Here is a 12449-nt window from a genome sequence, read left to right as displayed (position 1 = left end):
TCCCTCCTTTCCAACCCGGAGAGGCATCGATACCCCGCCGGATTGGTTTCTTAACTATTGAACCAGTTTGTATACGAATCTAGTTCTCAACAGCCGACATGTCATATTCTATTCCCAGCTTTTCTTCTGCTACAATACCCCAGTGACGCGGGTCTGTGCAGTTATCCGGATTAATTTCATAAGCAGGAACCTTCACATATGGACCGGAATCTGATTCAATAATTTCACATTTTTCCCAATAGTAATCTTTATTCTCATATGGTCCTAATGGCACATCTTCGCCCTTCATAGAATACTTTTCAAGCATTTCTACTGCTATCTGTCCATAAGAATATCCATCCTGTGCAATAGAATAATCATAATATCCTTCTTCAATAAACTTGTTTGCAATGGGTTCCCCATCAATTGTGACTATAATGACATGGTCTTTATCATCACGCGTAACCCACTTATTTTCCATCTTTAAAGCTGCTACTAAACCCTGTCCCGGGTTATCTGATGGAGTATGTAAGGCATCTATTTGAATGCCTGATGCAAACTGATTCAGCACTGCATCCTGTGTAGTTGCAATCTCACCTTCAGCCGGTACCGCAATATAATTCACATTCGGGTATTCTGCAAATACTGCATCCATACCTTCTTTTCTTAATCTCCAGGCCTCAGAACTCATTGCCCCATAACAGTTAACAACCGTACCTTTCGCCTCACCATACTTATCCTCCAGGGCTTTAATAATTGCCTCCGCTGCCAGAGTTCCTGCATCATAATTATCAAATGCCACTGTTACCGCAATGTCACCACCAGTAAGAGGTGTATCCACAATTGCTACCGGAATTCCTGCAGCAACAGCCTGATCAGCCGCAGCAATCAGTCCTTCAGAGTCAATAGAGTCCGCTATAATAGCTGCCGGTTTCTTATTAATGAAGTTAACAAATTGATCAAACTGCTTTGCACTGTCAAGTTTCGCATCGGAAGCTTCAAAGGACCAGCCTCTGTCTGTGCAGGCCTGCTCTGCGGATTTCTGACATACCGTCCAGAAGTAATAATCCAGTCCTTTGTTTGAGAATGCTACCAGCGGCGTGTCCGAGCTGCTGCCCGTTGAACTATCTTCTTTTGCACTGCTGTCTTTTTCTGCACTTGCATCTTCCTGGCCATTGCATGCAGTTAAGGAAAAAACAAATACAAGTCCTAATACTATCCCTATTACCTTCTTCATACCTTTCATTTTTTACCTCCAATTTTTTATTTTGTCCGTCAGGGAATCTTTCACCGAAAGATATCTGCCCTTATGACAGCCGATCAGAATCACAAAGTTCTTTCCACTTTCCTCCTCTCTCTAAAGTGTTGACTTATTAAAATTCAGCTCTCTTTGAACTCCGCCGTATATAACTTACCAACCTCATATTTCCACTTTATCGCTTAAGTGAAGATATGAAACTTTCCACATCCTGCTTTTCGATATATACTGCTGCGGATTGATCCAAATTCACCTGTATGATAGAATCATTTGTCTGCACTGTGCTTAATGTTAGTACTTGTTCATAAGGAGGCGACAGCCGCTCCACTGTAATAGTTCCTAATATCTCCCCCTGTTCATCGGGGGAATCCAGAATTTGTTTCACTTTTGTATCCGAAAACCAGCTTACTATGGAACTGTATTCGGCGCCTGTAATGCTGTTTCCATTCAGGCAGCAGCGCTGACCTCGATTTCCCTCTTCACTGGCAGTAACCCATTTGGCACTGAGTTCATACGTTTCTCCCAGCCATTGAACAGTACATGTTTTTATAGATGGTATTTCATAGTAATACAACGAGGTATCAATAATATCATTGGTATTTATATTCATTACCTGCTGAATCTTCTTATCTATTAAATAGATTCCCTCCAGATAATTTGTTTTACAATATACATAATCACCCTGTGCCTTCCCCAGGTAAACTGTCAGTTCACTGTCATATGTATCATAGAAAGTAACAGCAGGAAGCTGGCTTTCATCCTTTTCCAGTCCACACTCTTCAGCAGAAACTTCACCTTTCGTTCTCTTTAAAGTACCAATATCTTTCATTGTCTCAATGAGAGCGTCCACCTTTTTTGTATCTGCATTCCAGGCAAAGGGCTTAAATATATTCCAGTAAAAGCTGCCATTTGCCCGCGGCGCTTCAGAGCGGTTCATTAATATCAGATCATTCTCCGGTACAGACAGTTGGATTCCCCGTATCTCATCAAACTTTACATTTGTTAATGCCACATCATACAGAGAGGCAACCATATCTTCCAGCATCCTTGCACGCCGGACATCAATCAGATATACACTGTTTCCACCGTTACTTGATATATACATGCCTGTATTATCCACAAATTTTCCTATGTTATAATTAAATTCTTTCCCGCCATCGTATGATACACGAACCGTATAAGCAGGTGCCTTCAGTCCATATTCCTGTTTTTCGCTGTCTGTGGCTTCCAGCTTTTGCTCTGTCTTCATATAGCCTAGTACAGCGAGATATGAAGCAAACTGATTATTGTCATAGGAACTGCCGTCATCGCCCTTCCAGGATGTCTCTCTCTTGGTAAAGGACAGCATCTGATTATCCTCATTGCTATATATTGAAATCTCTGTAATACCGTCAATCCCGTCCGTACAAATCCAGGCCGCTGCATCATCAGGTCCGGCGCTATTATCCATTGTTAAGTAACACACCCCTGATCCCAAAATCAATATAAGCAAAAACCCAGATAGAATGATTTTCCTTTTTTGCTTCATCGGCTAAGTCTCCTCCGCCATACAAATGCCCCGCTTATCAATATAATGACAGGCATGACTATAATCACTAAAATCATCAGTCTGTAGCCGGCTGCTGTACTTGGAATTTTCAGCGGTGCCGATACAAGCGACTTTGGCTGAATTGCTACAGAATTTACTTTTCCAGATGCCCATGTTACGGAATCCATAAAAAGCGCTATATTTCCTTCATATTTTGCGTTTTCCAACGTTGAAACAAAATCACTGCTTCCAAGCAGGACAATTTTTGAATCATTTTGGTTATTGCTGGCTGCCGCTCCTAATAAAAATGGTCCTTCTGTATCTCCGGTTTCTTTGTCCAGCGTTTCAGTATATGAATTCACTTTCCCATAACTACTCTCTGAGCTATATAGTATAGGGTCTAATTTTATATTTTCCTTTTCAATACTCGTGATTCCCCTGCAGCGTGGGAGTACCAGTCCCGCATCTGCTTCAATAACTGACTGAAGAACCGGGTTTTCCTTATTCATCTGGGGTTTTATCATAATCTGGCTGTTCAGGTAATTATTACTGTCGGTTTCTACTATTAAATTATCTTCTAATTCAAGTCCATAGAAGCCAAACAGCCGATTAAAATTGGGCAGCTCCTCCGTCAGCGGATTAATCAGATATACCGATTTTCCTCCTTCATCCATAAACCTCTGTAAGATCTTATATTCTTCATCCGTCAGATCCTTTACAGGGGATAAAAACAACAGGCAGTCATCAGATGTCAGAGCTGTATCATTATAGACCAGGTCATAAGGTGAAACTTTATATCCATCACTTTCCAGTGTTTTAGCCAGATAATATTGTTCCGATACATTCATCTCTCCATGCCCTGTCACAAAATATGCTGCTGCCTGCCTTCCGCCTTCAATGGAAAATATCGCAGATGTAATGCGCTGCTCCGCAATCATCCCAGTGGCATAAAGCTGATCCTCTTCCAGCTGCCATTCATATAAATCCTGTGCATTGATTACACGGAAATCTTTCGTATCATCTGCCTGAATGACTAATGATGATTCCTCTATCTTAGTATCATCTGTTTCAAATTGCTGTGTAAAGAAAGGGCTCTCCAGCGGATCTACATTGACAACCTTTAGGTAAGAACTTTTCTGCTTATATCTTGCTAATATTTCCGATATTGTACGGTCTTCACTTCCAGTTTCGTAAAGCGTATAAATAGTTATATCCTTGTCTAATTTTTCCAATACTTCTTTTGTCGTATCCCCAATAGAATATATTTGACTGTTCGTTAAATCCCATCTCAAATTAAAACGAGATTCTATTTTTTCCACTACCAGAGTCACTACAACTGCACACCCAATAAGTAAAACCATATATCCTAAAAGAATAAGATTTTGAAATCTGGTCAATTTTTTATGCTCCATCACTTTAACCTCCTATATTTCATCACCATAATACTAAGATTTAGAAACACGAAAGAAAAAGAGATGTAATAAACTACTGATGCAATACTAAATGTCCCATACTGGTAGGATTTAAATCTTTCAAATAATGAAAACCATTGAAGAAATGATGTTATAATCCCTACATGTATTTTGGATATAATCAAATCCATACACAGAAACAGCAGCAGAATTCCATATGTACATATTGCTGAGGTCAGCTGACTTTCTGTGATGGAGGAAGCAAACATACCAACAGATATAAATGCCATTCCAAGGAAGAAGAAACCTATGTATCCATTCATAATCAGGGTTGCTGAAATGGAGCCGTAAATGAACAAAATAACTGGATATATCAATGTGCAGCACAGTGTTACCGCAAAAACTGATAAAGCAGCCAAAAACTTACCGGCAATGATTGACGAAAGTGTTGTTCTTGTCGTCATAAGCAGCTGGTCCCTCTTTGTTTTTTTCTCCTCCGCCAAAAGCTTCATAGTCAAAAGGGGAGCTGTAAGTAAGAACACATAGATACAGTCATTTAATGTTGTATTAAACTCCGCGTTTAATGTGTTTATGTTATTCACCGAAAAAAATACTCCGGCCAGAAACAGGAAAGCACTGACGAAAACATATCCCAACATTGTATTGAAATATTCTTGGAACTCACGCACAAAGGTTGTTCTCATAATTCACCCTCTTTAATTGAGATGCCTGCCTGATGTTAAATCAAGAAAGGTATCTTCTATCTCCGTATTTACCGGGAACATCTGCAATAGATTGAGCTTATTCTCCATAACAGTGCTAAATATCTTTTTACGGATATCTTCCTCATGCGGCTCTGCGATTAATTTCCAGTCACTGCATCCCGGCTCACCTGCCCCTTTATAATCATATCTGTAATTTGCCAGGCTCTTTTGAAGGATCTCTTCAAAATGGGTCCTTTCAGTATCTACACGAATGAAAATGTGCTTTTTACCTGAATTACCCAGTTCAGACACCTGACAATCTTTAATCAGCTTTCCTTCATTAAGGATTAAAATCCTGTCACATATCTCAGAAATTTCTGTCAATATATGTGAACTAATAATTATTACATGATCTTTTGCATATTCTGTTAAAAGTGACCGGATTTCCACCACCTGTGAAGGATCAAGTCCTACTGTCGGTTCATCCAGAATCAATATCTCAGGTTCACCCACCATAGCCTGGGCAATTCCCACTCTCTGCTGGTAGCCCTTGGACAGATTACGGATAAGACGCCTTGCCACATCTCCCAAAGCTGTCTGTTCGATAATATTACTGACTACCGATGATACACTGCGGGAAGGTACCCCTTTCAGTCTGGCTACATAGCATAAAAACTCATACACCGACATCGTGTCATAAACCGGAGGTTTTTCCGGCAAATATCCGACTTTAGATTTTACTTCCCGGGGTGCATCACTGATAGACACTCCATCTACAACAACATCTCCTGCTGTTGCGGGCAAGTACCCTGTCATAATGTTCATGAGCGTACTTTTACCTGCCCCATTTTTACCCAGCAGACCTATGATGCTTGCATTGTCTATTGAAAACGATACATTGTCCAAAGCAAGTTTATTGCCATAATATTTACAAACATTCTGCAATTCAATCATATGCTCACATATTCCTTTACCAAATTGTATATCCGCCGTCACACAATACAACGGACCCTGTCATATATGTGGACGCATCACTTGCCAAATATACAACCAATGGTCCCAGCTCTTCCGGCTTGCCGGGACGTTTCATGGGAGTCAGGGAATTCCAGCGTCTTGCCCATACCCCATCCTCTTCATAGGTCTTATGTACTAAATCAGTATCCATATATCCCGGAGCAATAGAATTCACTCTGATTCCGTACTTAACCCACTCTGCAGCCAGGGATTTTGTCATATGCGACACTCCTGCTTTTGATGTATTATACGAAACCTGGCCCTGTGGGTCATTTACAATAAATCCGGACATAGAAGATATATTGATGATATTGCCATGATTCTGCTTTATCATGATTTTTCCCACAGCCTGTGACATATACCAGACCCCATTCATATTGATATCAATTACCTTGTGCCAGTTTTCCAATGGCACGTTTTCAGCCGCCTCATTTATGCAAATACCTGCATTATTCAACAGCACATCAATATGTCCCCACTCTTTACATATCTCCTCCACTACTTCATAGCAAGTATCTGCATCGGCCACATTTACCTGAAATGCTCTTGCCTTGACGTTGTATTTGTTTTCTATGTATTTTGCGGTTTCAGCAGCCTTATCCACATTTAGGTCTAACACAGCAATATCGGCTCCACAGTCCGCCATCGCTTCTGCCATTGCTTTTCCCAGTCCCTGTGCCCCACCTGTAACAACCGCCAGTTTTTGGTCCAGCCTAAATAAATCTAAAACATGCATGCCTTACCCTCCTTACCGTTCTAATAAAATTCCTTTTCTGAAGTTTCAAAAAATTAATTATAAATTGTTGAGATATCATTTCCACAATAAATTCCATCTCCCAAAGAACGCAAGGTTTTGTATCCGTCAACATGAGTAGTAATCACATCAGGTTCTTTCCCAATACTGCCCTGCACTGCTTTATAACCGACTTCTAATGAAGTAATTAACAGATTTTCTCTGTTCCAGTAAAATAAAGCATCTATCTCATCATTCTCAGTATCTGTATTCAGCAATTCCGGATATCCAATGCCGACAGTTATCAGATCATTGCCTGTCTTTTGTTTCCATTGAGAAATTCCCAGGCCGTCAATGTACGAAAAAAACACTGCCCCTTTCATCTCATGGGTCTGATACAAAGTATCCACCGTATCATACACCATCTGCACACTGTTTCCTTCCTGGAGCCTGGAAACAGCCAGCATTTGCTGGTAGTTATTTTTTTGCTGATTCACACAGGCCAGCTCTTGCTGCAGTGCTGACTCTGAATCCTTTGCAGGCACTATAGTCACATAACTGCCTGACTGTCTCATTTTTTCTGCAAATATATCCATTATAGATATACCCAGTTTTTCATAATCACAAGGCTGAACCGTATAATCAGCACCCAGTACAGGGGCACCCTGCATTGATATAACCGTACTTCCTTGTTCTTTTGCGTAATCAAGAACCGGATATAACTCCGTATTGCCTAATGGCTCTAAAACTATAAAATCCCACTTTTTTTCTCTGATTGAATTTTCAAGAATTGTTTGCTGCTCATAAACCATAGATGTCTTTGGAGCAACAACCTCTAAAGATATATTCTTTTCCTCCGCCCACTGCCTTGCAGCTATCTGTAACTCTTCATGGGACAATTCACCCTGACTGCCTAAAACAACTAAAACTTCCTGTTCTTTTTTACTGCAGCCACATCCCAGCAGACTACATAATATAATTATTGTGCATAGTCTGCCACAGCCATACAAACTCTTCAAAACATCGCCTCTTTCTGACAACAGCAATTGTTTCTTCCTTGACAGTACAGTGGACCGGGAAAAGATTATTTAGAATTTATTTGATTAAATACAGATATTGACTTAACATTCTGCCATGATACATTCTACCCCTGCTTCTTCTATTCTTTTTTTCCATTCCGCAGGTAGTTTATTATCTGTGATAATTCGATCAAACATACTGAACTCGCATATGAAATTCTTGTGAATCTGTCCAAACTTACTTGAATCAACAAGAAGTATTTTCTCCATACTTGCTTTCAGTATTTCCCTTTTACTTTCCAGTTCATAAGTACTGGTACAAGTTACCCCCAGAGTGTTATGCACACCGGCTGCAGAAACAAATACTTTTTTTGCTCTTGTACGGCGAATCAATTCCAGACTTTCTTTGCTTTCAAACATTAGAGTTTGAGGGTGAAAATACCCCCCGCCAAAAATGAGTGAAATATTCGGTTTCATGTACAGGTGATTCAATATATTAATGTTATAACACAAAACGGTAGCATTAATATCTTCCGGGAAATGTGCTGCCAGCCTTTCTGTTGTCGTCCCATTATCAATAATAACAATGTCATCATTTTCAATTAACTTAGCAGCACAAAGCCCGATTTCGTTTTTTGTATTAAAATTTTCACTGCCGGCAGAGTTTAGATTATATATTGCGTTCTCTCTATCCTGTTCATTTGCGAACACAATTCCTCTGACATTCTGTACAAATCCCTGTTGCTCCAAAAACTGGATATCACGTCGTATTGTTAGTTCTGAAACTCCACAAATTCCCGCTAATTCTTTAATAGAAATTCTTTCTTTTGTATTAACGAGACTTATTAAATCATTATGCCTTTTTTGTTTTTTGTCCATAGAATCACAATCTCCTTTTATATGATAATTTGATTTTATACTGAGCATATCTCATTATCACACAAAAAAATTGATTTAGCAAAGATATCCCTTCCTATCATTTCCTGAAATATCAGTCTTAACTCTTACGGACACAACGTAAATATTGAATCTTTAGCAAAAAGGATACCACTTCTTTGTATGTAATCATTTAGCATATCTCCAAGCCGGCATCCTTCTGTTAATAAACTCTTTTCCTCAATACTTTAGTTTCTATCTTTTATCCGCAGTATTATTTACAGCATTTAAAAATCTGCGCTGATATGTAATAATCTGAGGTGCTGAAGTGTACTGTGCGAAATAAATGGGTTCAGTAGTAATAACGATCTTATCCAGAACATCCCTGAACTCGTCTTCAACAAGCAGCTTGTCAAGTTCCGGATATTCTCTCGATCCGGCTATAGAACAAATTATAAGCCGTGTATCCTCAAGGTTACTGTCCCGCAGCATACGAAGATTATGGCGTACTCCGTCCATACCATCAAAACCGCGTACATTATCAAAATCTCTATATGTCAGTGTTTCACGGGCAATTTTTTCCACCTCAGCCAAATCTGAATCTTTTGCTGACTCTGGAAGAAAATCCACATCAATAAAATAGCTTCTGAGATTCTTAAGAAATTGTAAATCTCTGGTACTGTCAAAGGCTGATATCATACCCTTTACATATGTACTGGTAAGCATTCTCTTATTAATGAAGCTGTTTATGAAATAAGGCTGCGCCTGCAACGCCATCCCTGTCTGCCATGGCTCGAACATTAATGTATAATTCACCCTGAACCCTTTTTCTTTCAAAGCCAAGGCTAAATTATGGCTATAAAAATAGTCTTTTGTCTGGCCATTGTTGTGGGCAACCGGCAGCCTTTTATTTCCCTCAAGCAAATGATGGGCATTTTCCGCTGTTACTGCTCCTGTGTGGGGCACTTTTATAACAACCCGGTACTCTGAAAGCATTTCTTTGAAATGTTCTGCTTCTTCCAGTAATTTGTTGATATCTGCGAAAGGATCATTGAACTCTACACTGATGTCACATCCAGGTCCCAATATATTGCCAATCTCACACATTACTTCGTCCCGGTTTTTAAACTTATTTCCAATGTTCTCTTTCGGATCATTGATGAATAAATCGTAAATAATTCCCGGATTGCAGGTCAGATTTGCAATCATATCTTTCATTGGTGCCAGTTCATATGGGTTAGCTGTATCTGCGGAAAAGAGAAATGGCGTCGCTCTTTTTATTCCATTCTTCCCATATGAAATATCACGTTTTAAATCAATCAGCAATTGTTTGTTCTCTGACAGATAATATTCTATTCTGAAACCAGCCGGTGTTTCCCCTTCAGGGACTTTAAAAAGATCAATGATTTTTTTGAATTCAGAAGTTACACCGATGGTTCTGACCTCTTGTAATAAAAACTTGTACTCTTCAAAATCCAATTCTTTATTGATAGCACGGCTTATATACTTTTCATCACCGTTCATGCACTTTACAGTTTCACCTAAAAGTGAATTCAAATGATAATGCACATTATACATCTGCTGTCCCCTCCCTCATTAATTTAATGATGCCAGATACTTTTCATACTGGTCTGTCAGAATCCCCGCACTCCTTGTTCCACACAGACTAACTCCCATGTGCTCAAACATATAGAGTGTAGCCGGAAGAGCAAATGTTCTTGGAACCCCAGACACCTTTATCTTTGTATTTCCTGACAGATTATTTTTCATGATTTCAACATGTTTTATATCCGGGAAGGCCTGGGTTCCTGTTGCAGTCTTCACATATGTAATGTTATGTTCACAGCACATTTTCGTTAATGTTGCAATCTCCTCATCACTGAGAAAACCTACTTCAAAAATGAGCTTGCTGTCCGAGTTAGCTGCATTGCACATATCTGCAAATGTTTTTACTTCCTCTTCAACCAGCCTTAAATTATTATCTTTAAGAGCCCCTACGTTAATAACCATATCACATGCAGAACAGCCTGCCTTCAACATTTCATCAACTTCCAGATATTTCACTTTAGAAATTGCCGTGCCATAAGGAAATCCTATAACAGCACTGTGTCCAACACCCGTACCTTTTAATTCTCTGCGGGCTACATCAATCCAGCATGAGTTTACATTTACCGAGTTAACCTGATACTTTGCCGCTGTTGCACAAGCTTCTACAACTGCTGCTTCCTGTACATCCGGAGCCAAAAGTGCCAAATCGAAATGTTTCGCAAATTCTCTTACAGTTAACATAATTATCCTCCATTTTTTTATTACTGTTTCCCTTGCTATGTTTCATATGTTATCATTTTAATCTGATTATGTCAATATATTTTGAACATGTATTATCATTCATTTATCATTTTAACATTTTTTGTTACTATATTATCAATCTAGCCTTTAAATATCAGCAATCATAAGATTTGAGTTATTATCATAAAAAAAGAGCCGATAACCGCATTTTACTTCTGCGTGTTACCGGCTCTGCGTCTTAGCGTCTGGCTCTTTGATAACTGACATATTCAGTTCTTTTACTGCAATTGTACTTTCCTCGTTTATTGGTTTACCTATCTCGTTTAAATAGGTTAAAATTTCAAAAGGATATGCATTTCATCAGTCACTACAACAATCTTATTAGTAAAAATAGCTTTATATAGTTTTTACTTATCATCCAGCAGCGTTAAACAAAAAACAACATACCCATTATCAGGACATGCTAAATTTCTTTTTAATTTCGGGTTATTTTCAAAATGGAATCTGGCCCCATTATGCAACGCAACTTGAATAGGAAACAAGGCCATATATGCTCCCCCGCAGAAAGGAACAGTGGGCGTATTCATTCCCTCACAATAGAATACATCCCCCACTTTATACCCGCATGAACAGTGACCGGAAACTGTTTCAACCTTATACTCAAACTGTTTCTTTGTTGTGATACACATACAAATACCTCCTGTTTTTTCAAAAGTATAGTAGAAAAAAAGCAGAAGGTATTGAATAAAAGGGACACTCAATGATAATTATATTTCGTATTTTCCTTTACTGTAATTTTTTCTTGCTGAAAAATACGGGGAGCTGATCCTGAAAATTTCCGAAACTCCCTTATAAAATGAGCTTGATCTGCAAAGTCATTATCATATGCTATCCCGGATAATTGTTGTGGGCTTTGGTAAACCAGTTGATTTCCTGCCTTTTGAAAACGCCTTATAGAACGTAAGATTTTTGGTGTGTATCCTGTATATCGGAGAACATTACGCATAAAAGTTTTCGTGTTTATCCCATGCTCCAAACAAAATGATTGTATGGTACAATCATTGTCCATTTCTAAAAATCTGCGTATCAAATCCGTTTTTTTTACATAGTCATCTGTCACTTGAAGTTCCTGATGCAGAGCCTTTTCGATACTTTCGATTATATTCCCGGTGGCAGACTGATTGGAAACCGCAAGCTCAAGCTTCTTTGCCAAAGGCTTTGAGAGTTCAAACAAATCAACAATTTCATCATGTATACCCGCTAATGATTTATGAACAAACGGATAAAGGCCAAAGGGATAGCAGGATATTCCAAACATATGGATATTGCCTGTTTGATGTATATAACTGTGCTTACTCCTTAGTCCGTTTACATGGAATGGAGCCGCAGAAATATGGCGGGGACCAGCCTCGTAAACAATATTTCCTGATATATTCAGTATAATATCAATGCAGTCCGTTGGCAGCAGCTTATAATGAATATCGGCTTCATGGACTTCAAAATGCCATAGAAATTTTATCCACGGTGCAAGGCTTTCCGTTTTTATGGAATATCTTGTTATAGAAAGCATTTTCCTACATCTCCTATCCTCGAAAGCATAACATTTTTTGTATCTAGTTCAATTATCGGCAATTGAA

Annotated in this window: 12 protein-coding genes; all 12 read right to left on the bottom strand. The window is 39.0% G+C overall.

Going from position 1 to position 12449, the window contains the following annotated elements:
* Positions 1 to 79: 79 nt before the first annotated feature.
* The 12 genes from A8805_RS00445 to A8805_RS00385 all read right to left on the bottom strand — a co-directional run bounded on the left by A8805_RS00445 (position 80) and on the right by A8805_RS00385 (position 12382).
* Positions 80 to 1225 (bottom strand): sugar ABC transporter substrate-binding protein, encoded by a 1146-nt coding sequence (locus tag A8805_RS00445; RefSeq protein ID WP_109708265.1) that lies wholly within the window; start codon positions 1223 to 1225, stop codon positions 80 to 82.
* A 187-nt stretch (positions 1226 to 1412) separates the two neighbouring features.
* Positions 1413 to 2765: a DUF4340 domain-containing protein gene (locus tag A8805_RS00440; RefSeq protein WP_109708264.1), complete on the bottom strand. Its 1353-nt coding sequence runs from the start codon at positions 2763 to 2765 to the stop codon at positions 1413 to 1415.
* Positions 2762 to 4177, bottom strand: coding sequence for a GldG family protein (locus tag A8805_RS00435; RefSeq protein ID WP_109708263.1), 1416 nt, complete (start codon positions 4175 to 4177; stop codon positions 2762 to 2764). Before A8805_RS00435 ends, A8805_RS00440 begins: the two co-directional genes overlap by 4 nt.
* Complete coding sequence (locus A8805_RS00430; RefSeq protein WP_109708262.1) at positions 4177 to 4881, bottom strand: ABC transporter permease; 705 nt, start codon at positions 4879 to 4881, stop codon at positions 4177 to 4179. Before A8805_RS00430 ends, A8805_RS00435 begins: the two co-directional genes overlap by 1 nt.
* Positions 4882 to 4893: 12 nt before the next feature.
* A complete protein-coding gene (locus A8805_RS00425) occupies positions 4894 to 5835 on the bottom strand; it encodes an ABC transporter ATP-binding protein (RefSeq protein WP_109708261.1) in 942 nt (313 codons plus the stop codon).
* 16 nt (positions 5836 to 5851) lie between these two features.
* Positions 5852 to 6631 carry an SDR family oxidoreductase gene (locus A8805_RS00420; RefSeq protein ID WP_109708260.1) on the bottom strand — a complete coding sequence of 260 codons (780 nt, stop codon included), beginning with the start codon at positions 6629 to 6631 and terminating at the stop codon, positions 5852 to 5854.
* A 53-nt stretch (positions 6632 to 6684) separates the two neighbouring features.
* Positions 6685 to 7647 carry a substrate-binding domain-containing protein gene (locus A8805_RS00415; protein ID WP_109708780.1) on the bottom strand — a complete coding sequence of 321 codons (963 nt, stop codon included), beginning with the start codon at positions 7645 to 7647 and terminating at the stop codon, positions 6685 to 6687.
* A gap of 102 nt (positions 7648 to 7749) precedes the next feature.
* Positions 7750 to 8526, bottom strand: coding sequence for a DeoR/GlpR family DNA-binding transcription regulator (locus A8805_RS00410; protein ID WP_109708259.1), 777 nt, complete (start codon positions 8524 to 8526; stop codon positions 7750 to 7752).
* 252 nt (positions 8527 to 8778) lie between these two features.
* Positions 8779 to 10101: a transaldolase gene (locus A8805_RS00405; protein ID WP_109708258.1), complete on the bottom strand. Its 1323-nt coding sequence runs from the start codon at positions 10099 to 10101 to the stop codon at positions 8779 to 8781.
* Positions 10102 to 10119: 18 nt separating this feature from the next.
* Positions 10120 to 10812, bottom strand: coding sequence for a deoxyribose-phosphate aldolase (gene deoC, locus A8805_RS00400; RefSeq protein WP_109708257.1), 693 nt, complete (start codon positions 10810 to 10812; stop codon positions 10120 to 10122).
* 407 nt (positions 10813 to 11219) lie between these two features.
* Positions 11220 to 11501: a TIGR04076 family protein gene (locus A8805_RS00390; RefSeq protein ID WP_109708256.1), complete on the bottom strand. Its 282-nt coding sequence runs from the start codon at positions 11499 to 11501 to the stop codon at positions 11220 to 11222.
* Positions 11502 to 11569: 68 nt separating this feature from the next.
* A complete protein-coding gene (locus A8805_RS00385; RefSeq protein WP_109708255.1) occupies positions 11570 to 12382 on the bottom strand; it encodes a helix-turn-helix domain-containing protein in 813 nt (270 codons plus the stop codon).
* Positions 12383 to 12449 lie beyond the last annotated feature (67 nt).

The organism is Faecalicatena contorta (assembly GCF_003149105.1).
In the GTDB taxonomy this organism is placed as follows: Bacteria; Bacillota; Clostridia; order Lachnospirales; family Lachnospiraceae; genus Muricomes; species Muricomes contortus_C.
Note: the sequence above shows the minus strand (reverse complement) of the source record. Positions and strands in the feature narration are given on the sequence as shown.